The organism is Streptomyces sp. NPDC001093, from assembly GCF_040298985.1.
GTDB lineage: Bacteria > Actinomycetota > Actinomycetes > Streptomycetales > Streptomycetaceae > Streptomyces.
In genome coordinates, this window is record NZ_JBEPBF010000139.1 from 1 (window position 1) to 26191 (window position 26191).

Consider the following 26191-nt stretch of genomic DNA (forward strand, 5'->3'; position numbering starts at 1 on the left):
GGCACCGGCGGCCACGGAGGCACCGGCGGCGGCTGCACCGGCCGCCCCGGCTGTCCGGGCGGCTCGGCCGGGGCCGGCGGGCCGCGAGCCGGTCGTGTGGGACGTACGGCCGGTGGCGGCCGGGCTCGTCGCCGGGGAGGCGGGAGAGGCCGCCTTGGCGGGACCGCCGGGCTCACCGGCGCGGGGTCCGCTGACCCGCCGGAGCACCTGCGTGGTCTCGGGCGCCTGGGCCTGCTCACCGGGCTTGCCGGGTTCCTTCGAGGACGCCTGGGGTCCCCGGGGCGGGGTGATGCGCCGGAGCACCTGAGTGCTCTCCGGCGACTGCGGCTCCTCGGGCGCGCGGGCTCCGGGAACCTGCGGCTTCTCCGAGGTGCCCGGGTTGCCGAAAATTTCCCCCTTGCCGGAAACGCTCTGATTGACGGAAGCGCCGCGTTTGTCGGATTTTCCGTGCTCGGCCGCCGAAGCCGCACCCGAGGCCGACGCGTTCCCGGACACCGACGCGCCACTGGAGGCCGACGCGCGGCGGGAGTCGGAAGCGCCGCGGGAGTCGGAGGCACCGCGGGAGGGCGAGGCGCCATCAGAAGCCGACGCCCCACGCGAGGCCGAAGCGCCACCAGAGACCGAAGCGCCACCAGAGCCCATGGCCCCACCAGGGGCCGAAGCGTCACCGGAGGCGGAAGCGTCACCGGAGGCGGAAGCGTCACCGGAGGGCGAGGCGCCACCAGGAGCCGACGCCCCACGCGAGGCCGAAGCACGGCCCGAGGGCGAAGCGCCCCCAGAGGCCGGCGCACCGCCAGAGGCTGACGCGCCACCAAGCGCCGAAGCCCCACCCGAGGCCCCCACGCCACCCGAGGCCCCCGCGCCACCCGAGGCCCCCGCGCCACCCGAGGCGCCCGCGCCATCCGAGGCCGGCGTGTCGCCGGACGGCGGCTCGTCAGTGGGTGCCGTCGGTCCGGGCTGGTCCGTGCGGGCGTCCCGGGCCGCCTGGCGGGCGCGGGCGATGGAGGCCGTGCGGTCCTGGGGCGCGGCAGCGGGACGCTTCCCGGCGGGCGCCTCGTCCGCGGGCTTCCGAGTCTCCGCGCGGTCGCTGTCGGCGCCCTCGGCGTTCCCGGCCCGCGGTGCGCCGGGCTCTGTCGCCCCCTTCACGTCGGCTGCGTTCCTCGTCCCCTTGTCCGGGGCGGCGGCCGTCTCCTCGTGGCCCCCCGGGTCGCCGGGGCCTTCAGCCGGCAGCGGCTTTCTCGGCGGCACGCCTTCGGTCGGCTGCTGCGGCTGCGGCTCGTCGCTCATGTCGTGCACGGACTCCTGTTTCGTCGTACGTTCCGGTACGCCTCGTACGCTCTTCTGCGCCCCCGGTTTGAAGACTCTCGCACCTGGCGTTCCGTTCCCGGATTCCAGCACGCTTCGGGCACGAAATTGCGTGGCCGGTCGCCGGGCCCCGGGACTAGGCTCCTGCGCTTCGGTGTCGAGCGGTCCCGGGAGGTTGACTGGCGTGGGCGCGGGACGGTTGTACGTGGCCGTCGCGGCGGGGGGATTCAGACGGTACGCGACGTATCGGGCCGCCACTGCGGCAGGGGTGTTCACCAACACGGTCTTCGGACTGACCCTCGTCTACACGTACCGCGCCCTGTGGGACGAGCGGCCGCACCTGGGCGGGTGGGATCAGGCACAGGTCGTGACGTACGTGTGGCTGGGGCAGGCGTTCCTGTCGACGCTCGCGATCGGCGGCGGAGGCGTGGAGAACGAGTTGATGGAACGCATCCGTACGGGGGACGTGGCGATCGACCTGTACCGGCCCGCCGACCTGCAGCTGTGGTGGCTGGCGACGGACCTGGGCCGGGCGTTCTTCCAGTTGCTGGGGCGGGGGCTGGTGCCCTTCGTCTTCGGTGCGCTGTGCTTCCCGGTGTACTTGCCGACGGACGTGGGCACCTGGCTCGCCTTCTTCGGCGCCGTGCTGCTGGCGATGATCGTCGGGTTCGGCCTGCGGTACCTGGTGGCGCTCAGCACGTTCTGGTTCCTGGACGGTACGGGTGTGACGCAGATGTCCTGGCTCGTCGGCTACTTCTGCTCGGGCATGCTGCTGCCGCTGAACATCTTCCCGGGGGCGCTCGGTGAGGTCGTACGGGCGCTGCCGTGGTCCTCGCTGCTGCAGGCGCCGGCCCAGATCCTGCTGGGGCACGCGGATCCGCTGGGCACGTATGTGTTCCAGGGGGCGTGGGCGGTGGTGCTGCTGGGTGCCGGGCGGCTGGTGCAGTCGGCGGCGACGCGCAGGGTGGTGGTCCAGGGTGGGTGAGCACGGCCGGCTGCAGGAGGGGCTGCGGGCCTATCTGATGATCGCCGGGATGTGGATCAGGTCCACGATGACCTACCGCGCCTCGTTCGTGATGACCACGTTCGGCAACTTCTCGGCGACCCTCCTCGACTTCGTCGGGATCATGCTGATGTTCTCGCGGGTGAACGCGCTCGGCGGCTGGTCGCTGCCCGAGGTGGCCTTCCTGTACGGCCTGTCCGGTACGGCCTTCGGTCTGGCCGACCTGGTGATCGGCTCGATGGAGCGGCTGGGGCGGCGGGTGCGCGACGGCACGCTGGACACGCTGCTGGTGCGGCCGGCGCCGGTGCTGGCGCAGGTGGCGGCCGACCAGTTCGCGCTGCGCAGGCTGGGCCGGGTGGTGCAGGGCCTGCTGGTGCTCACCTGGGCGGTGGCGCGGCTGGACATCGCCTGGACGCCGCTGAAGCTGCTGCTGATGCCGGTGGTGGTGGTGAGCGGCTGCGGGATCTTCTGCGCGGTGTTCGTGGCGGGGGCGGCCTTCCAGTTCCTGGCGCAGGACGCCTCGGAGGTGCAGAACGCCTTCACGTATGGCGGTACGACGCTGCTGCAGTATCCGCCGACGGTGTTCGCGAAGGAGCTGGTGCGCGGGGTGACGTTCGTGCTGCCGCTGGCCTTCGTCAACTGGCTGCCCGCTACCTATGTGCTGGGGCGGCCGTATCCGCTGGGGCTGCCCGGGTGGCTGGCGTTCGCTCCGCCGCTGGTGGCGGCGGGGTGCTGCGGGCTGGCGGGGCTGGCCTGGCGGGCGGGACTTCGTTCGTATCGGAGTACAGGGAGCTAGCGCGGTGGCGGACGGCGATTTCATCTCACTGGAGAAGGTCGAGAAGGTCTTCGAGGTGCGCAGGAAGACCGGGTTCCTGAAGCGGGAGCGGCGCGAGGTGCGGGCGGTGGACTCGCTCTCGTTCACGGTGGCGCGCGGGGAGATGGTCGGGTACATCGGGCCGAACGGTGCCGGGAAGTCGACCACGATCAAGATGCTGACCGGGATTCTGACGCCGAGTGCGGGCCGGCTGCGGGTGGCGGGCATCGATCCGTCGCGGGAGCGGCGGCGCCTCGCGCACCGGATCGGGGTGGTGTTCGGGCAGCGTACGACCCTGTGGTGGGACCTGCCGCTGATCGACTCCTACCGGCTGGCGCACCGCATGTACCGGATCCCTCAGGCCCGTTACCGCGAGAACCTGGACCGGTGCGTCGAACTGCTGGAGCTGGGCGCCCTGTTGGACGTGCCGGTACGGCAGCTCTCGCTCGGGCAGCGGATGCGCGGGGACATCGCGGCGGCCCTGCTGCACGACCCGGAGGTGCTGTACCTGGACGAGCCGACGATCGGACTGGATGTCGTGTCGAAGGCGAAGGTCCGTGGTTTCCTGCGGGAGTTGAACGCCGAGCGGGGCACGACCGTGCTGCTGACCACGCACGATCTGCAGGACATCGAGCAGTTGTGCTCGCGGGTGATGGTGATCGACCACGGCCGGCTGGTGTACGACGGTCCGCTCGCGGGGCTGCACGAGGCGGGGGAGAGCGAGCGGACGCTGGTGGTGGACCTGGAGCGGGAACTGCCGCCGGTCGAGGTGCCGTCGGCGCGGGTGGTGCGGGTGGAGGGGCCGCGGCAGTGGCTGGCGTTCCCGGCGGGGCAGTCGGCCGCGCCGCTCGTCGCGTATCTCGCGGCGGAGTATCCGCTGGTGGACCTGTCGGTGCGGGAACCGGACATCGAGGCGGTCATCGCGAAGATGTACGCGGAGAAGGCGGTCTCGTAGGCTTCTGTCATGACCGACGACGCAAGTCCGGACCTCCGGGCGTCCGACAGCGACCGGGAACGGGTCGCCGAGGTCCTGCGGGACGCTCTGGCCGAGGGCCGGCTCGACATGGCGGAGTTCGAGGAGCGGCTGGAGGCGACGTACAAGGCGCGTACGTACGGCGAGTTGACGCCGCTCACCCGCGACCTTCCGGCGTCCGGCATACCGGCACCCGCCCCCGTCTCCTTCACCAAGGAACCGGCGCAGGACGGAAGCTGGGCGGGGCGGATCGTCGGGGGTGAGGGGTCCTCGGCGGGTGCGGTCGCCATCATGTCGGGCTTTCAGCGCAGGGGTCGCTGGACGGTGCCGAAGCAGTTCAACTGCTTCGCGTTCTGGGGTGGCGGCGAGATCGACCTGCGGGAGGCGGACTTCGCGGACCGCGAGGTCGAGATCAACTGTGTCGCGATCATGGGCGGTGTGCAGGTCATCGTGCCGCCGGGGATCGAGGTCGTCGTCCGCGGCATCGGCATCATGGGCGGCTTCGACCATCCCCGCGACGACGGCCCGCAGAGGCCGGGCGCTCCGCGGGTGGTCATCGGGGGTCTCGCGTTCTGGGGCGGGGTGGATGTGACCCGCAAGGTCACCCGCGCGGAGCAGCAGCGGCTGAAGGAGCAGCGCCGCCAGGAGAAGCTGGAGCGGCGCCGGGAGCCGGGGCACTGAGAGCACCGGCGTCCGCGGGTGCTGCGGCTACTTCGTGCAGACCTTGGTCAGTTCGCCGGCCGCGTCGGTCACCGGGTTGACGTCCGGGGTCCTGTCGCCGTTCCTGATGGCCGTACGCACGTTCCCCACGGCCTTCCGCAGATCGTCGACCGCCTTGTTGACGTCGGCGTTGTCGGTCCTGTCGCCGATCTTGTCGAGGTTCTTGTCGATGGCGTCGAGGGATCGGCCGGCCTGGGTGGGGTCGTTGGCCGCGTTCTCCACCGCCTGCTGGAGGTCGGTGACGCTGTCGGCGATGGAGTCGGCGGTCTGCACGCAGTCCAGGGCCTTGTTCACGGCGTCGCAGCCGGTGGTGAGACCGGCGGTGAACGCGGCGAGCGCCACGGCGGCGACGGCGGTGAGACGGCGTCGGCTGACGGCCATGGTGGTGTTCCCCTCCCGTGGCAGGGCCCCTGTGGCCCGGTAAGGCTGCCGTACCCCTAGGACGCCGGGGAGGGCGCGCGGGTTGCCCGCGCGCCCTCGTCCTTTTGGTCCGCCCTTTACTTCGCGAGCGTTGCTTCGAGGGCCGCGCGCTGGTGGGTGGTGAGCTCGGCGCAGCCGGTGACGGCGAGGTCGAGCAGGGCGTTGAGCTCGTCGCGGGCGAAGGGCTCGGCCTCGGCGGTGCCCTGGACCTCGACGAAGCGGCCGTCGCCGGTGCAGACGACGTTCATGTCGGTCTCGGCGCGCACGTCCTCCTCGTAGCAGAGGTCGAGCAGCGGGATGCCGCCGACGATGCCGACGGAGACGGCGGAGACGGTGCCGGTGAGGGGCTGCCGGCCGGCCTTGATCAGCTTCTTGCGCTGGGCCCAGCCGACGGCGTCGGCGAGGGCGACGTAGGCGCCGGTGATCGCCGCGGTGCGGGTGCCGCCGTCGGCCTGGAGGACGTCGCAGTCGAGGACGATGGTGTTCTCGCCGAGCGCCTTGTAGTCGATGACGGCGCGCAGGGAGCGGCCGATGAGCCGGGAGATCTCGTGCGTACGGCCGCCGATCTTGCCCTTGACGGACTCGCGGTCGCCGCGGGTGTTGGTGGCGCGGGGCAGCATGGCGTACTCCGCGGTGACCCAGCCCTCGCCGCTGCCCTTGCGCCAGCGTGGGACGCCCTCGGTCACGGAGGCGGTGCAGAACACCCTGGTGTCGCCGAAGGAGACGAGGACGGAGCCCTCGGCGTGCTTGCTCCAGCCGCGTTCGATGGTGACCGGGCGGAGCTGTTGGGGGGTACGGCCGTCGATGCGAGACATGGCAAGGAGCCTAGCCGTACATGGTGAAGGGGCTTCTCCCGCCTCGGGAGGAGCCCCTTCGCAGGTGAGCCGGCGGGGCTCACATCATGTCTTCGATCTCCGCGGCGATCGGGTCGGCGTCGGTGCCGATGACGACCTGGATGGCGGTGCCCATCTTGACGACGCCGTGGGCGCCGGCGGCCTTCAGGGCGGCCTCGTCGACCAGGGAGGGGTCGGACACCTCGGTGCGCAGCCGGGTGATGCAGCCCTCGATCTCCTCGATGTTGTCGATACCGCCGAGGCCGGCGACGATCTTCTCAGCCTTGCTGGCCATGTCCTGTCTCCCTGAATTCCCTGATGCGAACCGCTTTGTCGCAGTAACCCACAGTTGGCCCATCTTCGCGAGCGGTCATGCCGTGGGTGCCCCATGATGGCGATCACGACAGCGGAACCGTCCGCCGACTGGTCTACACCACAGGGGGTACGGTCGCCAAACCGCGTCCGAGTCGAGTGGCCGGAGGACGCCATGAGTGCCGAGAGCGCATCCGCCGACAGCACGGTCAGCCCGGCAAGGGAGCGCTGGAACCGCCTGTTCCAGGGCCTGCAGAAGATGGGCCGCAGTCTGCAGCTGCCGATCGCGGTGCTGCCGGCGGCGGGCATCCTCAACCGGCTCGGCCAGCCGGACGTGTTCGGCGACCAGGGCCTGGGCTGGACGGCCGTCTCCAAGGTCATGATGGGCGCGGGCGGCGCCCTGCTGGACGGCTCGCTCGGCCTGCCGCTGCTGTTCTGCGTGGGTGTGGCGATCGGCATGGCGAAGAAGGCGGACGGTTCGACGGCGCTCGCCGCGGTGGCGGGCTTTCTCGTCTACTACGGGGTGCTGCACCAGTTCCCGAAGTCCTGTCCCGGCGGTTCCAAGGCGATCCCGCAGGTCGGCTGCCAGGTGAGCGTCGGCGCGGGCACGGGTTCGGTGACGCCGTTCACCTTCCAGAACCCGGGCGTCTTCGGCGGCATCGTCCTGGGCCTGCTGGCGGCCTTCCTCTGGGTCCGCTTCCACCGCACCCGGCTCGTGGACTGGCTGGGCTTCTTCAACGGCCGCCGGCTGGTGCCGATCATCATGGCGTTCGTCGCCATCTTCTTCGCGGCGGTGTGCCTGTGGATCTGGCCGCCGATCGGCGCCGGCCTGGAGAGCTTCAGCCGCTGGCTGCGGGACATCGGCTCCTGGGGTGCGGGCGTCTTCGGCGTCGCCAACCGGTCGCTGCTCGTCGTCGGCCTGCACCAGTTCCTGAACGTGCCCATCTGGTTCCAGTTCGGCAGCTACACCAAGCTCGACGGCACGGTGGTGCACGGCGACATCAACATGTTCCTGGCCGGGGACCCGCACGCGGGCCAGTTCACCTCGGGCTTCTTCCCGATCATGATGTTCGCGCTGCCGGCCGCCGCGCTGGCCATCACGCACTGCGCCAGGCCCGGCCGCCGCAAGGAGATCGGCGGGCTGATGCTGTCGGTGGCGCTGACGTCGTTCGTGACGGGCATCACCGAACCGATCGAGTACTCCTTCCTCTTCATCGCGCCCCTGCTCTACGCCGTCCACGCCGTGCTCACCGGTGTCTCGATGGCGGTGACGTGGGGGCTCGGGGTGCACGACGGGTTCAGCTTCTCGGCCGGCCTCATCGACTACGTGATCAACTGGAACCTGGCGACGAAACCCTGGGCGATCATCCCGATCGGCCTGTGCTTCGCGGCGGTGTACTACGCCGTCTTCCGCTTCGCGATCACCAGGTTCGACCTGCGGACACCGGGCCGGGAGCCCGAGGAGGAGGTCGAGGACGTGACCAAGGTCTGACGGCACACGGGGCGTAGCGCAGTCGTAGCGGATTTCGTGGTTCCTTATCCCGCCTTCATCGTGCTACAACAGGTCTACACCACTGGGTGGTGTAGACCAGAGACGCTGCCGTCCCCTTCCATGGTTCCCGGGCGGCGCCCTGCCCCCTGGAGGAACTTGTGACCACGGCGACCGCCGCTCCCGCGGCCGAGAAGAAGAAGGGCGCCGGCGTGATGGCCGTGCTGCAGCGCATCGGCCGCAGCCTGATGCTGCCGGTGGCGGTGCTGCCGGCCGCCGCGCTCCTCGTCCGGCTCGGCAACACCGACATGCTGGGCCGTCCGTCCTTCCCGGCGTTCCTGACGAAGATCGCGTCGTTCATGGCGGCCGGCGGCAACGCGATCCTCGACAACATGCCGCTGCTGTTCGCCGTGGGCATCGCGATCGGCTTCGCGAAGAAGTCGGACGGCTCCACGGCGCTCGCCGCGGTCGTCGGCTACCTCGTCTTCAAGAACGTGCTGGCCACGTTCACCGACAAGAACCTGCCGAAGGTGGCCACGGTCGTCGACGGCAAGATAGTCATGGCCAACGCCCCCGCGGACGCCAAGGTCCTCGGCGGTGTGGTGATGGGTCTCGCCGTCGCGCTGATCTACCAGCGCTTCTACCGCACCAAGCTGCCCGACTGGGCGGGCTTCTTCGGCGGCCGGCGGCTGGTGCCGATCCTGTCGGCACTCGCGGGCCTGGTCCTCGGTATCGTCTTCGGCTACATCTGGCCGGTCCTCGGCACCGGTCTGCACAACTTCGGCGAGTGGCTGGTCGGTTCGGGCGCCGTCGGCGCGGGCATCTTCGGCGTCGCCAACCGTGCGCTGATCCCGATCGGCATGCACCACCTGCTGAACTCCTTCCCCTGGCTGCAGGCGGGCACGTACCACGGCAAGAGCGGTGACATCGCGCGCTTCCTGGCCGGCGACCCGACCGCGGGCCAGTTCATGACCGGCTTCTTCCCGATCATGATGTTCGGCCTGCCGGCCGCCTGCCTGGCGATCGTGCACTGCGCCCGCCCGGAGCGCCGCAAGGTCGTCGGCGGCATGATGCTCTCGCTCGCCCTGACCAGCTTCGTCACCGGCGTCACCGAGCCGATCGAGTTCACCTTCATGTTCATCGCGCCGGCCCTGTACGCCATCCACGCGGTCCTCACCGGCGTCTCCATGGCGCTGACCTGGGCGCTGGGCATGAAGGACGGCTTCGGCTTCTCCGCCGGCGCGATCGACTACTTCCTGAACCTGGGCATCGCGCACAACCCGTGGGGCCTGGCGCTGATCGGCCTCTGCTTCGGCGCCGTCTACTACGTCGTCTTCCGCTTCGCGATCACCAGGTTCAACCTGCCCACACCGGGCCGGGAGTCGGACGAGGAACTCGCCGAACTCCAGAAGGCCGAGGCCAAGTAGCACTCTCGGGCCACGACCCGACACCGGATTCCCCGGCCACCACCGCACGGCCGGGGAATCCGGCGTTCCCGCACAGGGCGCGGACGCCACCTGCCGCCCGGACGCGATCTCGTCGTCTCGCCCGTGATCGCCGACCGCGGCGACCCGAGAAGGTGCGAAGGTGCGCTCGACGCTCGCGCTCGCCGGCGGGGTCGGCGGCCGGCCCCGCCCGGTCGGCTAGATCTCGTACGTCGTGCGTGGCACGGCCAGTTCCACCGGGCCTGCGAACACCTCGCGCGCGTCGCGGAGGTTGACCTCCGGGTCGGTCCACGGCGGAATGTGGGTGAGCACCAGGCGCCGCGCACCCGCCCGCGCGGCCGTCTCGCCCGCCTCGCGACCGTTGAGATGCAGGTCGGGGATGTTCTCCTTGCCGTGCGTGAACGCGGCCTCGCACAGGAACAGGTCGGTGTCCCGGGCCAGCTCGTCCAGCGCCTCGGTGACCCCCGTGTCGCCGGAGTACGTCATGGACCGCCCGCCGTGCTCGACGCGGATGGCGTACGCCTCCACGGGATGGCGGACCCGCTCGGTGTGCACCGTGAACGGGCCGATCTCGAACGTGGACGGCTTGAGCGTGTGGAAGTCGAAGACCTCGCTCATCGCGGAGGCGGAGGGCGTGTCGTCGTACGCGGTGGTCAGGCGGTGTTCGGTGCCCTCGGGGCCGTAGACCGGTATCGGGGCGCAGCGGCCGCCGTCGTGGCGGTAGAAGCGCGCGACGAAGTACCCGAGCATGTCGATGCAGTGATCGGGGTGCAGATGGCTCAGAAAGATCGCGTCGAGGTCGTAGAGACCGCAGTGGCGCTGCAGCTCGCCCAGGGCGCCGTTGCCCATGTCGAGAAGCAGCCGGAAGCCGTCGGCCTCGAGGAGGTAGCTCGAGCAGGCCGATTCCGCGGACGGGAACGACCCCGAGCAGCCGACGACGGTGAGCTTCATGAAGCAGAAACCTCCGTTGGCGGAAAGATCGAACGGCAAGATCGAAAGGGCAGGAAACGGGGGTCGTGCGGTTCGTCGAGCGTAAGGCGCGAAAGCGCGGGTCGCTCCTCCGCCAGGGGCCGTTGTGGGCGAACTCACCTGCGCTGTCACCGGTTCGGCTGGACCGGGGGGCGTAGAAGGATCCGCAGAGGGCGCGCAATCCTCGGCGCGCGCCGGTAACGTCGTCGTATGGACACGTCCTGGTGGCTGGCACTCGCGGCGGTGATACTGCTCGCGCTGGTCGCCACGCTCGTCGACGGCTGGGGGCGCGGCCGCCGGTACGCCGGACGGCGCCTGAGGCCGCTCGGCCGCGCGGGAACCCGCCCGGCGCGGGCCGCCCGGCCGGCCCCCGGGGACATCTGGTGGGCGGACGTCCCCTACGAGGACCGCGCCGACGCCAAGGACCGGCCGTGCCTGGTGCTGGCCGTGCGCGGGAACCGGGCCACGGTCGCCAAGATCACCAGCAAGTACCACGACGAGCGCGCGGGCGTGATCCCGCTGCCGCCGGGCGCCGTCGGTGACGCCCGGGGCCGGCCGAGCTTCCTGGAGACCGACGAGCTGCGCGAGGTGCCGGTGGGCGACTTCCGGCGCCGGGTGGGTGTGGTGGACCCGGTGCTGTGGGACCAGGTGCGGCACCTGGCCGGCTGATCACTTCACGTTCACCGTCACCGTCCACTCCTGGATGCCCTTGCAGGACATCTGGCCGGGCGCCGTCGGCTGGGCACACAGCGGCCGGGAGGACGTCAGTTTCTCGGTTCCCGTGGCCACCGCCCGGTACGCGGCCGTGGCCTGGCCCGGCAGGATGACGAAGCCCGCGTTGATGCCCCGCAGGGCCGTGCCGCTGGCCGTGACCGGCTTCCACGGCCGGGACTTGCTGCCCTCCAGGGTCAGACGGACCTCGCCGCCCTTGGCCACGCACACGGTACGGCCGCTGTCGGCGGCCTTGAGCTGGACGAGGGGGGCGCAGCCGGCGCCGCTCGGGGACGCGGACGGTGAGACCTTGCCGGACGGTGAGACCTTGCCGGACGGTGAGACCTTGCCGTCACCGCCGCCGGTGGCCTTGCCGCTCTGGGAGCCGCAGCCGGCGAGCAGCAGCGCGGTGGCCGCGAGGGCGCAGAGGGTCGTACGGCGCATGGGGGTGGGGCGCATGGGGGTTCGCCTTTCTGCCGTGGCCGTGAGGGGTCGGCCGCCTGGTGCAGATGTGACGTGCCGGCTGTCAAAAAGGATCCCGCACGCGGACGGTTTCCGCGTGCGGGATCCGGGGCCGTTCGGAGGATCAGCCGGTCGTCAGGGCGGTGTCGTCCACGACGAAGCTGGTCTGCAGCGAGGAGTCCTCCACGCCGTTGAACTTCAGGGTGACCGTCTGGCCCGCCAGCGAGGACAGGTCGAGGGTCTTCTGCGCGTACCCGGAGTTCGCGTTGAGGTTCGAGTACGTCGCCAGGGTGGTCGAACCGGCGGTCACGGTCAGCTTGTCGTACGCGGTGCTGCCGGTCTCGGCGGTGTCGACGTGCAGGTAGAAGGTCAGCGTGGCCTTGCAGCCGGCCGGGATCGTCACCGACTGGGACAGGCTGTCGGTGTGCGAGGAGCCGTAGCCGTCGAGCCAGGCGTAGTACGAGCCGCCGTGGGCCGCCTCACCGGTGTCGTTGGTGATGACGCCGCTGGAAGCGCTCCAGCCGGTGTTGCCGGACTCGAAGCCCGGGTTGGCCAGCAGCTGGGAGGAGGTGCAGCCGCCACCGCCGGAGCCGACGGTCCAGGTGAAGGAGGTCGAGCCGGAGGCTCCGGTGGAGTCCTGCGCGGTGACCGTCACCTGGTAGGTACCCGCGGTGGACGCCGTACCGGAGATCAGGCCGGTGGAGCTGTTGATGGACAGCCCGGTCGGCAGGCCGCTCGCGCTGTAGGTGAGGGCCGCGCCCGCGCTGTCGGTGGCCTGGATCTGCAGGCTGACCGAGCCGCCCGCGGTGGTGGACTGGCTGCCGGGGTTGGTGACGCTCACCGTGTTGCCGCCGGTGCTGCCGCCGGCGGTGAAGGCGGTGGTGCCGTTCGGGGTGCCCCAGCCGGTCGGGCCGTCGTAGCCGGTGCGGGCGGTGCAGAAGTACGAGGTGGAGCAGGAGCCGTTGGAGCCGCTGGTCACGTCGTACAGGTTGGAGGTGTGGGAGTACGGGTACTTCGCCGGGTAGTCGCTCGCGCCCGGGGTGCCCGCGAGGGCGTAGACGGAGGCGATGATCGGCGAGGAGGCGCTGGTGCCGCCGACGACGCCCCAGCCGGAGCCGCCGTAGGTGTCGTAGACCGCCACGCCGGTGGCCGGGTCGGCGACCGCGGAGACGTCGGCCTCCATGCGCTTGGAGCAGCCGGTGTCGGTCTGCCAGCTCGGCTTCGGGTCGTAGGCCGAGCAGCCGGAGCCGGTGCCCTCGGTGGAGTTGGTGTACCAGACGGACTCGCTCCAGCCCCGGGAGTTGGAGGACTGGGAGAGCGCGGTGCCGCCGACGGCGGTCACGTACTGGGAGGTCGCCGGGTACTCGGCGCCGTAGGCGGAGTCACCCGAGGAGACCGTGATCGCGACACCCGGGTGCTTGAAGTACGAGGTGTCCTCGCTGGTCTGCGAGGACGACTCGGAGCCGCCCCAGCTGTTGGAGACGAACTTGGCGCCGAGCGAGACCGCCTCGTTCTCGGCGATGCCGAGGTCGGTGTCGTTGGCGGAGTTGGCCTCGACCAGGATGATGCTGCAGTTCGGGCAGACGGCGCTGACCATGTCGAGGTCGAGCATCTCTTCACCGGCCCAGCCGGTGTCGTTGGTCGGCAGCGAGGTGGTGGAACCGGTCTGGCTGACCTGCTTGAAGCAGCCGTTGGCCTTGGTGCAGGACGACAGGCCGTACGTGGAACGGTAGGTGGCCAGGTCCGACTCGGCGTTGGGGTCGTTGTAGGCGTCGACGATGGCGACGGTCATGCCCGAACCGCCCGTGGTGGGCAGGTTGTAGGCGCTGTGCAGGTTGGCCGGGGAGAGGCCGGAGGGCGCGGCGGCGGCGAGCGCCGAGGCGAGGCGCTGCTTGATGTCCGTGCGGCGCTGGGCGAAACAGGACGCGTAGCCCGGCCTGGCCTGGGCGCACAGGTGCTCGGTCGGCACCTTCTGGCCGGCCTTGCCGGTGGAGTGGAAGGTCTGCCGCTTCGGGTCGGTCAGCGCCTTGGCGTTCTGTGTGACCTTGGTGGTGTGCGGGTGCGCGCTGGTGGGCTGCGCCCCTGCCGTGGGCGCCGCGGTGAATCCGGCGACGGTCAGGGCGAGGGCGGGGAAGGCGACGGCGACGAGTCTTCGCAGACTCCGTCTCCGGCTGCTCGGGCGTGACTCACGCATGGGGTACTGCCTCCGGTTGACGTGGGGATTCGCACTGGATTGGCAGGCCCGTGACGCGCGTAGCGGCGGCAGAACCGCGCAGTCATGAGCATGACACTCTCAGGCACCTGTCATCGCCTGGTGAGCGTGACATGACAGGGTGCGGGAGGGACGGTAGCTCTGCCCTGAGCACCACTGGCAGTGGTGAAAGAATTTCTTTGCCTTGCCATAGGAATGGCTTAGCCCCCTCATAGGAGGGGGCTGGTGACCGCTTGATCCGCGTTAATGCGGTGTTACGGAAACCGTGCTACGCCCAGAGCTGGCCCTGCAGCGTCTCGATGGCCTCCTCGGTGGTGGCCGCCGTGTAGACGCCGGTGGACAGGTACTTCCAGCCGCCGTCGGCCACGATGAAGACGATGTCGGCGGACTCCCCCGCCTTGACCGCCTTCCTGCCCACGCCGATCGCCGCGTGCAGGGCGGCGCCGGTCGAGACGCCCGCGAAGATGCCCTCCTGCTGCAGGAGTTCACGGGTGCGGGTGACCGCGTCGGCCGAGCCGACCGAGAAGCGGGTGGTGAGGACCGAGGCGTCGTACAGCTCGGGGACGAAGCCCTCGTCCAGGTTCCTGAGGCCGTACACCAGGTCGTCGTAACGCGGTTCGGCGGCGACGATCTGGACGCCCGGCCTGTGCTCGCGCAGGTAGCGGCCGACGCCCATCAGAGTGCCGGTGGTGCCGAGGCCGGCCACGAAGTGGGTGATCGAGGGGAGGTCGGCGAGGATCTCGGGACCCGTGGTGGCGTAGTGGGCGCCCGCGTTGTCCGGGTTGCCGTACTGGTAGAGCATCACCCAGTCGGGGTGCTCCGCGGCCAGCTCCTTGGCCACGCGTACGGCGGTGTTGGAGCCGCCGGCGGCCGGGGAGGAGATGATCTCGGCGCCCCACATGCCGAGCAGGTCCCGGCGCTCCTGCGAGGTGTTCTCCGGCATCACGCACACCATGCGGTAGCCCTTGAGCTTGGCGGCCATGGCGAGGGAGATGCCGGTGTTGCCCGAGGTGGGCTCCAGGACGGTGCAGCCCGGGGTGAGCCGGCCGTCCTTCTCCGCCTGCTCGATCATGTGCAGCGCGGGACGGTCCTTGACGGAGCCGGTGGGGTTGCGGTCCTCCAGCTTCGCCCAGATGCGGACGTCGGCGGACGGCGAGAGCCGCGGCAGGCGCACCAGAGGGGTGTTGCCCACCGCGGCCAGCGGGGAGTCGTAGCGCATCGCTGCTCAGCGACCGATCAGCGCATGCCGCCGGCGACGGCCGGCAGGATCGTCACGGTGTCGCCGTCCGACAGCTTGGTGTCGATGCCGTCGATGAAGCGCACGTCCTCGTCGTTCAGGTAGACGTTGACGAAGCGGCGCAGCTTGCCCTCGTCCACGATGCGGGCCTGGATGCCCGCGTGCCGGGTCTCGAGGTCGGCGAACAGCTCGGCGAGGGTGTTCCCGCTGCCCTCCACCGCCTTCTCACCGTCGGTGTACGTGCGGAGGATGGTCGGGATGCGGACCTCGATGGCCATGGTTGCGGGCTCCTGTCGGAAGGTGTGTGGTCTGGGGGCGCACGGCTGGGGGTCCCCCCAGGCGTTCAGCACTGGGGGAGCGCCGCGGCCACGGCCGTACGGCGGCAGGGAACGTCAACAGATGGCGCTGTTCAGCCTGCACAGGTCGACGTGCAGCCGCGCCACGAGCAGCGTGCCCGGCGCCTTCTCGCTCACGTCGTTCAGAACCATGGGGTCATCGTATCGATTCCCGGTCCGGGTTCCCGAGTGTGATCTCGCATGCTGGATGAATTCCGGCCGGATCGCGAGATCAGTACGCCTCTACGATCCTGACCTCCTCCTCCGTGACCTCGCCTTCCACGATCCGGAACGAGCGGAACTGGAAGTCGCCGAGGTCGTCGGTGTCGCGGGTGGAGACGAGGACGTAGTGGGCGCCGGGCTCGTTGGCGTAGGAGATGTCGGTGCGCGAGGGGTAGGCCTCGGTGGCGGTGTGGGAGTGGTAGATGACCACCGGGTCCTCGTCGCGGTCGTCCAGCTCGCGGTAGAGCCTCAGCAGGTCGCCCGAGTCGAACTCGTAGAAGGTCGGCGACATCGCCGCGTTCAGCATCGGGATGAAGCGCTCGGGGCGGTCCGAGCCCGCCGGGCCGGCCACGACGCCGCACGCCTCGTCGGGGTGGTCCTTGCGCGCGTGGGCGACGATCTGGTCGACGAGGGCCTGGGTGATGGTCAGCATGCCGTCAGGATAAGCAGAAGGGCCGTTCCGTACCGAGGGTTGGTACGGAACGGCCCATATGCCGGACGTCCTGAGCGGCAGCCGCAGCGGGGCACCACGAGAGCCCCGTGCGGCTGGACGTCCCGGAGGGATGGTCAGCGCTTGCGGAAGGCCGCGGCCCCCGGGTTGCGGCGCCGGAGCACCCAGTAGGAGACGCCGAGGATCGCGGCCCACAGCGGTGCACAGTAAAGCGAGACCCGGGCGTCCTTGTCGATGCCCATGAGCACGATCACCATGAAGATGAACGCCAGCGCGAAGATGCTCGTGTACGGCGCTCCCGGCGCGCGGAACTCGCTCTGCGGCAGCAGCCCGACCCTTGCCCTGGCCCGGTACCGGATCTGGCAGACCAGGATGACGATCCAGGCCCACATGCCGGAGATGGTCGCGAAGGACACCACGTAGTCGAACGCCTTGCCCGGCCACTGGTAGTTGATCCAGACACCGACCAGCATCAGCGCGGCGGAGAACGTCGTGCCGAACAGCGGGGTACCGCTGCGCGTCAGCCTGGTGAAGACCTTCGGGCCCTGGCTGTTGAGCGCCAGGTCGCGCAGCATGCGGCCGGTGGAGTACATGCCGGAGTTGCAGGAGGACAGCGCGGCGGTCAGGACGACGAAGTTCACGATGCCGGCGCCGACGGACAGGCCCATCTTCTGGAACGCCGCGACGAAGGGGCTCACGCCCGGGTGGAACTCGGTCCACGGCACGACCGACAGGATCATGATCAGCGCGCCGACGTAGAAGACGGCGATACGCCACGGCACGGTGTTGATCGCCTTCGGCAGCACCGTCCTGGGGTCCTTGGACTCGCCCGCCGTGACGCCGACCAGTTCGACGGCGAGGAAGGCGAACATGACCATCTGCAGGGTCATCAGCGTGTTGCCGACGCCGTGCGGGAAGAAGCCGCCGTCGTTCCACAGGTGACTGACCGAGGCGGTCTTCCCCGCGTCGGAGAAGCCGACCGTGAGGATGCCGGCGCAGATCAGGATCATGCCGATGATCGCGGTGACCTTGACCATGGAGAACCAGAACTCCAGCTCGCCGAAGAGCTTCACGGAGATCAGGTTGGCGCCGTACAGGACGATCGTGAAGATCAGGGACGACACCCACTGCGGGATGTCGAACCAGTACGTCATGTAGGCGGCCGCGGCCGTGACCTCGGTGATGCCGGTGACCACCCAGAACAGCCAGTACGTCCAGCCGGTGACGAAGCCCGCGAAGGGGCCGATGAACTCGCGCGCGTACTCCGAGAAGGAGCCCGACACCGGGCGGTACATCAGCAGTTCGCCGAGCGCGCGCATGATCAGGAAGATGACGAGGCCCGCGACGGCGTAGGCCAGGATCAGACTGGGGCCCGCCTTGGAAATGCCCTTGCCCGCGCCGAGGAACAGGCCGGTGCCGATGGCCCCGCCGATGGCGATCATCTGGATCTGGCGGGAACCGAGCCCGCGCTGATACCCCTCGCCGCCCTCGCCGTCCGCGGTCCGCGCGGCCTCTTCGCCGTCGCGATGCTGGTCGACCTGCGCTGAGGTCATGTGTGGTGCGCCTTTCTCCATGCCGACCCGGGCCTTCGTCGCGTCGGCCGCGGATCGGGTTTCGATCCCCCCGGATGGATGGAGCAGGGCGGGATTCGCGGTCCCGCCCCCTGCCTGGCCGACGGTCGTCGGCTCGGTGGCGCACCCGGCCGGACATGGGTGGTGTCGGCCGGGCGGTCGTGAAGATTTATCACGGCCGCAATATTGATCACGGAGAAGGGTTGTGACGCACCCCACAGGAAAAGACGGACAAAGACCCCTCGAATGCGGCAAACCAGGCCGCAACGGTGACGGGATCGTTATCCGGATTTGAGCGTCCGCTGAGCGAACACGAAAACGGTCGGGACTATGACATAAGGGTCGTCACCAGGGTCTCCTGGAGGCCGCCCAGCCACAGATAGGCCATCACCATCGGCTTGCGCGGGTCCTCGTCCGGGAGCCGGTAGAGCAGGTCGGTGTCGTCCTCGTCGGTGATCTCCAGCCGGGCACCGATCGCGAGCCGGAGATCGTTGAGGGCGCCCAGCCACCGCCGGGACTCCTCCGGCGACAGGTTCAGCACCGCCCCGCCCTCGTCCACCGGCGCCAGCGCGTCCAGGCTGCGGATCACCGCGAGCGCGTTCTCCCGCTTGCCGGCCCTCAGGTCGTTCTCGGTGTAGCGGCGGAACTCGGCCGAGTGGGCCCGCTGCTCCTCGGCCTGGGCGGGCGAGTCCGGGGCCTGCTCGGGGTCGCTGTAGGCGTCCGGGAAGAGCCTTCTGAGCACCGGATCGGCGGGCGGCTCGCTCGGACCCTCCGCGAACAGCTCGGCGAGCGGGTCCTTCGGGCTGTCGGCGCCCGGCCCGGGGCCGATGAGCTCCAGCAGCTGGACGGCCAGCGACCGGATGATGGAGATCTCGACGTCGTCGAGTGCGACGGCCGCGCCGCCGCCGGGGAGCGGTTCGAAATGTCCGGGCATGTAAATGGGTTCGCTACTTCCGGTCCTGCGGACGGGGGCGGGTCATTTCCGGTCCTGCTGAAGGGTGGCCCACAGACCGTAACCGTGCATCGCCTGCACGTCGCGTTCCATCTCCTCGCGCGTGCCACTGGAGACGACCGCCCGGCCCTTGTGGTGGACGTCGAGCATGAGCTTGGTGGCCTTGTCCTTGGAGTAGCCGAAGTACGACTGGAAGACGTACGTCACATAGCTCATGAGGTTGACCGGGTCGTTGTGCACGATCGTGACCCAGGGGACGTCGGGCTCGGGTACGGCGAAGACCTCCTCCGCCGACTCTGTGCGTTCGATCTCTAGGGGCGCGGGTGACGTCACAGTGCCCATGCTGCCACGGCGAGGAAAAATCGTCACACCGACGAAAAGGGAGTACGATCAGTTGCCATGAACACAGCGGACCTTCGGCTGCCGGTGGATGTTCCCTCGACGGCGCTCTTCACGGACCAGTACGAGCTGACGATGCTGCAGGCCGCCCTGAAGGCGGGTACGGCCGAACGGCGGAGCGTGTTCGAGGTCTTCACCAGGCGGCTGCCGGACGGGCGCCGCTACGGCGTGGTGGCGGGCACCGGGCGCGTGCTGGACGCGGTGGAGAACTTCCGCTTCGACGCGGACGTCCTCGGCTTCCTGCGCGAGCGGAAGATCGTCGACGAACAGACCCTGGAGTGGCTCGCCGGCTACCGCTTCGCCGGGGACGTCTGGGGCTACCCCGAGGGCGAGGTCTACTTCCCCGGCTCGCCGATCATGCGCGTCGAGGGCACCTTCGCCGAGTGCGTGCTGCTGGAGACGGTGATCCTCTCCATCCTCAACCACGACTCCGCGATCGCCGCGGCCGCCTCCCGGATGGCCTCCGCCGCGGGCGAGCGCCCGCTGATCGAGATGGGCGCCCGCCGCACTCACGAACTGGCCGCGGTCGCCGCCGCACGCGCCGCGTACGTCGGCGGCTTCGCGACCACCTCCGACCTCGCGGCAGGCTTCCGCTACGGCATCCCGACGGTCGGCACCTCGGCCCACGCCTTCACCCTGCTCCACGACCGCGAGCGGGACGCCTTCCAGGCCCAGGTCGACACCCTCGGCCGGGGCACCACCCTGCTCGTGGACACCTACGACGTCGCCGAGGCCGTCCGCACGGCGGTGGAGGTGGCCGGCCCCGAGCTGGGCGCGGTCCGCATCGACTCCGGCGACCTGCTGCTCGTGGCGCACCGGGTGCGCCAGCAGCTGGACGAGCTGGGCGCCACGAACACCAAGATCGTGGTCACCTCCGACCTGGACGAATACGCGATCGCCTCGCTGGCCGCCGCCCCGGTGGACGCGTACGGCGTCGGCACCCAGCTGGTCACCGGCTCCGGGCACCCGACCGCCTCCATGGTCTACAAGCTGGTCGCCCGTGCCGAGACCGCCGACCCGAAGGCACCGCTCGTGCCGGTCGCGAAGAAGTCCAGCGGCGGCAAGACCTCCCTCGGGGGCCGCAAGTGGGCGGCCCGCCGGCTGGACGCGGACGGGGTGGCCGAGGCCGAGGTCGTGGGCACCGGCGCGGTACCGGCGGAGCTCGCCGACCACCGGCTGCTGGTCCAGCTGATCAAGAGCGGGGACGTCGTCGCCCGCGAACCCCTGGACGTGCCCCGGGACCGCCATATCGCCGCCCGCGCGAACCTTCCCCTCTCCGCCACCCAGCTCTCCCGAGGGGAACCCGTCCTTCCGACGGAGTACGTCCGGGGGCCCTCGGGTAGCTAAAGCGGGACCGCCGCCCGTCCACGCCCCACGCCCCCTCCCCTACGGGGCCGTAAGTCTCTAGGCTCAGTTACTTGGACCTCAGTCGAAGGACACCCACCATGCGCCGCGCCTTGATCGTCGTAGATGTGCAGAACGACTTCTGCGAGGGGGGCAGCCTCGCGGTGGCCGGAGGTGCGGACGTCGCCGCCGCCGTCACCGAGCTGATCGGCCAGGCGGCGGGCACCGGATACCGCCATGTGGTGGCCACCCGGGACCACCACATCGCGCCCGGCGGCCACTTCGCCGACAACCCCGACTTCGCCCACTCCTGGCCCGCGCACTGTGTCGCGGGCACGGAGGGGGTGGGCTTCCACCCCAACTTCGCCCCCGCCGTCGCCTCCGGCGCGGTCGACGCGGTCTTCTCCAAGGGGGAGTACTCGGCGGCCTACAGCGGCTTCGAGGGCAAGGAGGAGAACGGCACCTCCCTGGCCGACTGGCTCCGCGCCCGCCACATCGACGAGGTCGACGTGGTCGGCATAGCCACGGACCACTGCGTGCGCGCCACCGCACTGGACGCGGTGCGGGAGGGCTTCCGCACCCAGGTCCTGCTGGACCTCACGGCCGGGGTGGCTCCGGAGACGACGGAGAGGGCCCTGGAGGAGATGCGGGAGGCGGGGGTGGAGCTGACGGGCAAGCCCGTGGTCAGTGGCTAGAGATCACTGCACCACCGCTGACCTGCGAAGAAGTGCCCGGATGGGATGCCACAGCTCGTTCACGATGACACCGTTGTCGGCCGGTGCCGTGCGCCATATCAGGCCGTCCGGGTGGTGCAGTACGGCGGTGATCTCGTCCGGTGTGGGAGGCGCGGCGTTCCCCCGGAGGTAGATCGCACGCAACCCCAGGTTGCGGAGCCTGGTCAGGGCTCGGGCGCGGTTCTGGGCGTGCACCAGTACCCGCACCGCGGCGGAGCCGTAGGGCAGGTTCAGCGCCACCACGACCGTGCCGTTCGGCAGCTTGCAGAAGCCTCCAGCGGCCATGCGGTCACATCCCCGTTTCGGTCGGTGTCAATAAGCGATCCACAGCACGCACCTAAACACGATCGGCGGCGACCCGCCAAGGGGTTGCCGCCGATACGCGTCTGACCTGCGAAAATGCGAACTACTTCACCGCTGGACCAACCTTGAGCAAGATCGTCGAGCCGTTCTTGGCCTGCTTGACGATGGTGATCCTGGTGTTGGTGTCAGTGACCCTCACACCCCCCGTGGGGTTCGACGGGTCGTAGTAGGTGCCGGTGTGGTCGTCGAAGACCGGCACCCCCTTCGACGCCTTGATCACCGTCGCGACGTCGGCCTTGTTCAGGGTGATGCCGTCCGTGCCGTACAGGCTGAACGGGGAGTCGTAGGCCTGCATGCGGTTGCGCATCAGCGTGCCGTCGGACCACTTCAGGGCCGTCGGGTGCGAGTCGATCGGCAGGATCAGACCGAAACCCGGGTGGCCGTTGGCGCTGTTGGTGTTGTTGTCCGCCTCGGAGGTGTCCCACTTCCAGATCAACAGGCCGTTCTGGTACGGGTAGTGCTCCACCCAGCCCGGACGGGTCGTGGAGAAGCCGAAGTTGTACGGGCCCGTCCTCAGCGTCCTGTCGTACGACACGTACTGCCGGTTCTCGGCGATGTAGTACTGCTTGTAGTCCTTGGTGAAGGACGCGCCGATGCAGGAGAAGCCCGCCGCGGTCCAACCGGCGTCCTGCGTCTCGGCGTTGTCCGAGAAGAGCGGCGTGCCGTCGGCGGTCACGGTGATCTCGTCGGCCGTGAAGCCGTTCCCCGCGACACCGCTGTCCGTGGCGTAGCGGAAGCGCAGGTCGATCTTCCTGCCCGCGTAGGCGTCCAGCGAGTACGACAGCTTCTTGTGGGTCTGCGAGAAGCCGGTCAGCGCCGGCTTGCCGCTGCCGTCACGCCCGATGGCCCGACCGTCCGCCGTGCCGTCCAGGACGGTCCAGTTGGCACCGCCGTCGGTCGACGCCTCGGCGTAGACGAAGTCGTAGCCGTCCTCGGTGGCCCACCAGCCGTCCAGGTCCAGCTTCGCCGAGGACCTGCCGGTGAGGTCGACGGACCGGGTGAGCGTGTTCTTCAGGTCGTTGCCGCTGCCGCTCCACCACTGGGCCCTGCCCTCGGCGGGCTGGGTGATCGTGGTGGTGACCGCCTTGTCCGGCAGGTTGACCACGAGGGCCTGCTTGTCCCAGGTGTTGTACTCGGCGACGCCCAGCTTGTGCGTGGACTGCGTACCGGCCTCGGCGGTGTCGTAGTTCAGCCAGCCGAGCTGCAGCTTGTCCCAGGCGTTCATGTCGCCGGGCAGGTCGCCGATGGACTCCCGGCCGGTGCCGAGCCAGGAGCCGGAGGACATCAGGGTCCAGAAACCGGTGGAGTTGTCGCCGCCGGCGGTGTCGTACTCGTCGGGCAGGCCGAGGTCGTGGCCGTACTCGTGGGCGAAGACGCCGAGGCCGCCGTTCTCCGGCTGGATGGTGTAGTCGCCGACCCAGATGCCGGTGTCGCCGACCTGGGCGCCGCCGAGCTTGTTGTCCGCCGGGCCGGTGGAGCCGGCGTCGGTGCCGAAGGCGTACCAGCGGTCGGCCCAGATCGCGTCCTTGCCCTGCGCGCCGCCGCCAGCGGACTCGTCCTCACCGGCGTGCACGATCTGGAAGTGGTCGATGTAGCCGTCGGGCTCGTTGAAGTTGCCGTCGTGGTCGTGGTCGTACCGGTCCCACTGGTCGTACTGGGCGAGGTCCTTCTTGATGTCCGCGTCGGTCCGGCCGGCCGCCTTCTGCTGGGCGACCCAGGCGTTCAGGCCGTCGCTGACCACGTTCCACACGCTCGGGCAGTTGGTCTGACCGCAGGCGTTGTTGCCGTAACGGGCCTCGTTGTACGGGACCTTGACCCAGTCCGTGACCTCGCCGTCCACCGAGTAGCGGCCCGAGGACTGCTTCTCGTAGTACTTCTTCAGCGACTCGGTCTTGTTGCCGGTGCCGAAGTAGAGGTCCTGGTAGTGCTTCTGGTTGTAGTCCTGCTGCCAGGCCGTGGAGTTGTCCTTCTTCCGGTCCGGCGCGGCGATGGTGTTGTGCAGCGGGCCGGCCGTGCCGCCGAACTTCGGGTCGGTCCTGTCCCCGAACTCCACCAGGATCGTGAAGATCCTGTCGGTCTTCTCGCGGCTCAGCTCGACGTACTTGCCCTTGCCTTTACGGCTCTTGAGCTGGACCACCTTGGAGCCGTCGCGCTCCTGCGCCGTGGCCTTCCCCGATATGAGCTGGTTCAGCGCCTCTTGGCGCTGGGCCGCCTGGGTCTTGCTGAGCGGGCCGTCGAGGTCGTGTGCCCGCTGGTTCACCGGGGCCGGGTCGTGCCGGCCTGTGGCCGCGGACCGGGTCGGGGTGCTCGCCTCCGCGACGGCGAAGGTGGCGAACGTGGCGGAGGCCGCGGCGAGCGTCACGCCGATCGCGGCCGCTCTGAACGTCCAGGATCTGCTGGTCACTTGAGTTCCTCCCCTGCGCCTGTTCGGCGCATGTCAAGTGACGACATTTGACTAGAGGTTTAGAAGAAAAGACAGATCTTGACTCGGCCACTTCCTCTGCACTATGCGCAGATGGCGTCCGCTTTACGGTTACCGTGCTTCCTGTGCGCCCCCCGTGCACCGGTACCGTGGGTTAGGTCACGCTTACCGGGGGTCCCCTTCGGGCATGCACGCGAAGAGAGTCGAATGGCACGCCCCGATCCCCCGAAGAATCCCCCGAAGAGTTCCGAGGACACGATTGCCATGCCTCGTCCGACTGCCGCACAGCTCGTTTACGGTTCGTGCACCGTGATCTTCTCGACGCTCGCCATGCTGCTGCTGTCCCAGACGAGTTCAGGCCTCGGGGTCACCGTCATCGCCCTCGCGGCGCTGGCCCTCGGGCTGCTCGTGGCGATGACGGTGCCGCTGCCGAAGGTCCGTACGACCGAGGCGACCACCGAGGCAGCCACCGACGCACCGGCCCAGGCACCGGCCGACGACCGGCCTGTGCGGGGGCGCGGCGCCGAACCCGCGCCCCAGGAGCAGCCGGTGTCCACCGCCCTGTGAACAGCGGGCACACGAAAGCGGCGGGTCCGTGACGGCGCGGACCCGCCGCTTTCGCATGGGCACCCAGGACGGTTCGCTCAACCGGTGCTGACCACCACCGTCCTGGCCGCCTTGTCGTGCAGCCCCTGCTTGTAGGGCTTGTCGAAGTAGCTCCAGCCGCCGCAGATCGCCGTCCAGATGCAGGCACAGCAGAAGGCGAACGGCACCCACAGCACCAGGGCGCGGATCAGGTTCGTCTGCACCGAGGGGGTGGCGCCGTTGTCCAGGTTCGCCACCCGCATGTTGAACCACTTCTTGCCGAGGGTCTGGCCGTACCGGGTCATCATGAACGTGTCGTACGCGACGTACAGCGCGACCGCGATGAAGGACTGTCCCACGGACTTGCCGACCTCGACGTGATCGCCGTTGACCTGGTACTCGCGCACTCCGAACGCCCAGGTGAGCAGCCAGACGACGATGCCGACCAGGATCATGTCGACGATCCGCGCGACCGTCCGCCTGGCGCTGTCGGCGAGCGGGGGCATGCCGGCGAGCGGGTCGGCGGGGTAGCCACCGGCACCCGCGCCGTAGGGGCCGGTGCCGTAGGGCCCGCCTCCGTGGGGGCCGCCGCCGTAGGGAGGGGGCTGGTCCCCGCCGTACGGGGGCGGTGGCTGGTCGCCGTACGGCGGCGGTGGCTCGCCGCTCCCGTACGGGGGTGGCTGGCCGCCGCCCGGGGGTTGCCCGCCGCCCGGCGGCGGCTTCTGCGCACCGCCGTACGGGGCGTCGTACGGCGAGCCCGGCCCCTGGTCCGACGGGGGCCGCTTCCTGAACGGGTCGTCCTCGGGGGGCTGCTCTCCGGAGCCGGGGGGCGGTTCGCTGCTCATGGCCCGAGTGGACCGCGAACGCCCCGGCTCCGCACCCGGCGGACGGCCGTACGGAGTACGGCCGTGCCCCGCGCTCAGCCCGCGACGAACGTGTGCGCCGCCTTGTCGTGCCAGCACTGGCGCCAGGGCCGGTCGAACAGGCACCACAGCACGCCCACGATCCCGATGCCGAGCAGCCCGGGCACGCTGTACACCAGCCAGCGGCGCAGCGCCGGGCCGAAGGTCGGAGGCTCGTGCGCCTCGATGTCCCGGACCTCCAGACCGAGCAGCTTCTTGCCCAGGGTGCGGCCCCACTTGGCGGTCGGCAGCACCTCGTACCCGACGCCGGCCAGCAGCAGCACGGCGAGCACGATGCCGAGGCTGGTGGCGGTCGTGCCGTCGAGCAGCCAGACGGTGACCTCGCGGCCGGACAGCCTGGCCGCGTCGATCTTCTGCTGGACATGGTCGAGGGCCTTGGTGCCGAGCGGTACCGCGGCGGCGGCCATCACGGCGCCCACGACCAGGGTGTCGATCAGCCGGGCGGCGCACCGCTTGCCGAGCCCGGCGGGACGGGCGGCGGCCTGCCGGCGCGCGGCGGCCTGGAACAGGTCCTCCACCGGCGGTTTCCACGGCGCCACGGGCTGCTCGTCCCCGCCGCCGGCCAGCTGGTGCACCTGCTGCGCCCAGGACGCCTGTCCGCCACCGGGCCCGCTGGTCACCGGGGTGACCGGGACTCCGCCCTGCGCCGGTACCGAGGGCGCGACGGCCGCCTGGGCGGGGGGTGCGGGCTGGGCCTGCGGTGCCTGCCCGGCGGCGGCACGGGCGGCGGCGGCCTTGCCGGCACCGAAACCGGGGCCTCCGGCCGGGGAGGCGGGGTTCGGGGAGGCAGCGGCGGGGTTCGCGGTGGGCGGGGTGGGAGCGCCGACGGGGCCCTGGGGGCCGAAGCCGCCGGGCGCCGGCCCCGCGCCGGAGGCGTGCGGGCCGAAACCGGCACCGGCGCCGGGGGTCTGCGGCCCGAAGCCGCCGGGCGCCGCGGGCGAACCGGCCGCACCCGCGTCGTGGCCGGCCGCGCCCGTGCCGGAGC

The 26191-nt window shown here is 70.3% G+C and carries 27 protein-coding genes and 1 pseudogene; 10 read left to right on the forward strand and 18 right to left on the reverse strand.

Annotated elements, in window-relative coordinates; translation table 11 throughout:
• Positions 1-495, reverse strand: a pseudogene (locus ABT288_RS41645) (hypothetical protein); the annotation flags it as partial.
• Between the two features lie 994 nt (positions 496-1489).
• Here ABT288_RS41645 and ABT288_RS41650 point away from each other — a divergent pair.
• The 4 genes from ABT288_RS41650 to ABT288_RS41665 are packed head-to-tail and all read left to right on the forward strand — an operon-like array spanning position 1490 to position 4776.
• Positions 1490-2290 (forward strand): ABC transporter permease, encoded by an 801-nt coding sequence (locus ABT288_RS41650; protein WP_351619722.1) that lies wholly within the window; start codon positions 1490-1492, stop codon positions 2288-2290.
• Positions 2291-2327: 37 nt separating this feature from the next.
• Positions 2328-3104 (forward strand): ABC transporter permease, encoded by a 777-nt coding sequence (locus tag ABT288_RS41655; RefSeq protein ID WP_351619786.1) that lies wholly within the window; start codon positions 2328-2330, stop codon positions 3102-3104.
• 4 nt (positions 3105-3108) lie between these two features.
• The gene (locus tag ABT288_RS41660) at positions 3109-4077 is read left to right on the forward strand and encodes an ABC transporter ATP-binding protein (protein WP_351619724.1); all 969 of its coding nucleotides are present in this window, start codon (positions 3109-3111) and stop codon (positions 4075-4077) included.
• A 9-nt stretch (positions 4078-4086) separates the two neighbouring features.
• Positions 4087-4776 (forward strand): DUF1707 SHOCT-like domain-containing protein, encoded by a 690-nt coding sequence (locus ABT288_RS41665; RefSeq protein ID WP_351619727.1) that lies wholly within the window; start codon positions 4087-4089, stop codon positions 4774-4776.
• Positions 4777-4803: 27 nt separating this feature from the next.
• Here the strand turns inward: ABT288_RS41665 and ABT288_RS41670 are convergent, their stop codons facing one another.
• The 3 genes from ABT288_RS41670 to ABT288_RS41680 form a co-directional block, all read right to left on the reverse strand.
• The gene (locus ABT288_RS41670; protein ID WP_351619730.1) at positions 4804-5196 is read right to left on the reverse strand and encodes a hypothetical protein; all 393 of its coding nucleotides are present in this window, start codon (positions 5194-5196) and stop codon (positions 4804-4806) included.
• Between the two features lie 116 nt (positions 5197-5312).
• Positions 5313-6050, reverse strand: a complete 738-nt coding sequence (gene rph / locus ABT288_RS41675; protein ID WP_351619732.1) for a ribonuclease PH — start codon at positions 6048-6050, stop codon at positions 5313-5315.
• Between the two features lie 79 nt (positions 6051-6129).
• A complete protein-coding gene (locus tag ABT288_RS41680; protein WP_030782705.1) occupies positions 6130-6363 on the reverse strand; it encodes a PTS sugar transporter subunit IIB in 234 nt (77 codons plus the stop codon).
• A 192-nt stretch (positions 6364-6555) separates the two neighbouring features.
• Here ABT288_RS41680 and ABT288_RS41685 point away from each other — a divergent pair, with 192 nt between their 5' ends.
• Positions 6556-7872 (forward strand): PTS transporter subunit EIIC, encoded by a 1317-nt coding sequence (locus ABT288_RS41685; RefSeq protein ID WP_351619735.1) that lies wholly within the window; start codon positions 6556-6558, stop codon positions 7870-7872.
• 158 nt (positions 7873-8030) lie between these two features.
• The gene (locus ABT288_RS41690; RefSeq protein WP_351619738.1) at positions 8031-9296 is read left to right on the forward strand and encodes a PTS transporter subunit EIIC; all 1266 of its coding nucleotides are present in this window, start codon (positions 8031-8033) and stop codon (positions 9294-9296) included.
• Between the two features lie 216 nt (positions 9297-9512).
• On the opposite strand, the gene ABT288_RS41695 is transcribed toward ABT288_RS41690, so the two are convergent.
• Positions 9513-10265: an MBL fold metallo-hydrolase gene (locus ABT288_RS41695; protein WP_351619741.1), complete on the reverse strand. Its 753-nt coding sequence runs from the start codon at positions 10263-10265 to the stop codon at positions 9513-9515.
• Positions 10266-10493: 228 nt separating this feature from the next.
• On the opposite strand from ABT288_RS41695, the gene ABT288_RS41700 reads away from it, so the two are divergent.
• A complete protein-coding gene (locus ABT288_RS41700; protein WP_351619743.1) occupies positions 10494-10952 on the forward strand; it encodes a type II toxin-antitoxin system PemK/MazF family toxin in 459 nt (152 codons plus the stop codon).
• Here the strand turns inward: ABT288_RS41700 and ABT288_RS41705 are convergent, their stop codons facing one another.
• The 9 genes from ABT288_RS41705 to clpS all read right to left on the reverse strand — a co-directional run bounded on the left by ABT288_RS41705 (position 10953) and on the right by clpS (position 18778).
• Positions 10953-11453 (reverse strand): hypothetical protein, encoded by a 501-nt coding sequence (locus ABT288_RS41705; RefSeq protein WP_351619746.1) that lies wholly within the window; start codon positions 11451-11453, stop codon positions 10953-10955. It abuts the gene before it with no gap.
• Between the two features lie 127 nt (positions 11454-11580).
• Entirely contained in the window at positions 11581-13650 is a 2070-nt protein-coding gene (locus ABT288_RS41710; RefSeq protein ID WP_351619749.1) for a putative Ig domain-containing protein, read from the reverse strand.
• A 286-nt stretch (positions 13651-13936) separates the two neighbouring features.
• On the reverse strand, positions 13937-14887 hold the full coding sequence (locus ABT288_RS41715) for a PLP-dependent cysteine synthase family protein (protein ID WP_351619752.1): 951 nt from the start codon (positions 14885-14887) through the stop codon (positions 13937-13939).
• A 17-nt stretch (positions 14888-14904) separates the two neighbouring features.
• The gene (locus ABT288_RS41720) at positions 14905-15183 is read right to left on the reverse strand and encodes a MoaD/ThiS family protein (protein ID WP_351619755.1); all 279 of its coding nucleotides are present in this window, start codon (positions 15181-15183) and stop codon (positions 14905-14907) included.
• A 114-nt stretch (positions 15184-15297) separates the two neighbouring features.
• Positions 15298-15393 carry a putative leader peptide gene (locus ABT288_RS41725; protein ID WP_309550412.1) on the reverse strand — a complete coding sequence of 32 codons (96 nt, stop codon included), beginning with the start codon at positions 15391-15393 and terminating at the stop codon, positions 15298-15300.
• Between the two features lie 79 nt (positions 15394-15472).
• On the reverse strand, positions 15473-15895 hold the full coding sequence (locus ABT288_RS41730; protein WP_351619758.1) for a M67 family metallopeptidase: 423 nt from the start codon (positions 15893-15895) through the stop codon (positions 15473-15475).
• Between the two features lie 134 nt (positions 15896-16029).
• Positions 16030-17466 carry an amino acid permease gene (locus ABT288_RS41735; protein ID WP_351619761.1) on the reverse strand — a complete coding sequence of 479 codons (1437 nt, stop codon included), beginning with the start codon at positions 17464-17466 and terminating at the stop codon, positions 16030-16032.
• A 346-nt stretch (positions 17467-17812) separates the two neighbouring features.
• Positions 17813-18418, reverse strand: a complete 606-nt coding sequence (locus tag ABT288_RS41740; protein ID WP_351619763.1) for a DUF2017 domain-containing protein — start codon at positions 18416-18418, stop codon at positions 17813-17815.
• Between the two features lie 42 nt (positions 18419-18460).
• Complete coding sequence (gene clpS / locus ABT288_RS41745) at positions 18461-18778, reverse strand: ATP-dependent Clp protease adapter ClpS (RefSeq protein ID WP_351619766.1); 318 nt, start codon at positions 18776-18778, stop codon at positions 18461-18463.
• A gap of 57 nt (positions 18779-18835) precedes the next feature.
• On the opposite strand from clpS, the gene ABT288_RS41750 reads away from it, so the two are divergent.
• Positions 18836-20182, forward strand: a complete 1347-nt coding sequence (locus ABT288_RS41750; RefSeq protein ID WP_351619769.1) for a nicotinate phosphoribosyltransferase — start codon at positions 18836-18838, stop codon at positions 20180-20182.
• 98 nt (positions 20183-20280) lie between these two features.
• Complete coding sequence (locus tag ABT288_RS41755; RefSeq protein WP_351619772.1) at positions 20281-20874, forward strand: nicotinamidase; 594 nt, start codon at positions 20281-20283, stop codon at positions 20872-20874.
• A 3-nt stretch (positions 20875-20877) separates the two neighbouring features.
• Here ABT288_RS41755 and ABT288_RS41760 read toward each other — a convergent pair whose 3' ends face one another.
• Both ABT288_RS41760 and ABT288_RS41765 read right to left on the reverse strand, forming a co-directional pair.
• On the reverse strand, positions 20878-21198 hold the full coding sequence (locus tag ABT288_RS41760) for a hypothetical protein (RefSeq protein ID WP_228621922.1): 321 nt from the start codon (positions 21196-21198) through the stop codon (positions 20878-20880).
• Positions 21199-21319: 121 nt separating this feature from the next.
• On the reverse strand, positions 21320-23680 hold the full coding sequence (locus tag ABT288_RS41765) for an immune inhibitor A domain-containing protein (RefSeq protein ID WP_351619775.1): 2361 nt from the start codon (positions 23678-23680) through the stop codon (positions 21320-21322).
• Positions 23681-23962: 282 nt separating this feature from the next.
• Between ABT288_RS41765 and ABT288_RS41770 the strand changes: the two genes are divergently transcribed.
• A complete protein-coding gene (locus tag ABT288_RS41770) occupies positions 23963-24265 on the forward strand; it encodes a hypothetical protein (protein ID WP_351619778.1) in 303 nt (100 codons plus the stop codon).
• Positions 24266-24342: 77 nt separating this feature from the next.
• Here ABT288_RS41770 and ABT288_RS41775 read toward each other — a convergent pair whose 3' ends face one another.
• On the reverse strand, positions 24343-25128 hold the full coding sequence (locus ABT288_RS41775; protein WP_351619780.1) for an RDD family protein: 786 nt from the start codon (positions 25126-25128) through the stop codon (positions 24343-24345).
• A 74-nt stretch (positions 25129-25202) separates the two neighbouring features.
• The coding region (locus ABT288_RS41780) for an RDD family protein (protein WP_351619783.1) at positions 25203-26191 on the reverse strand (989 nt) is incomplete at its 5' end.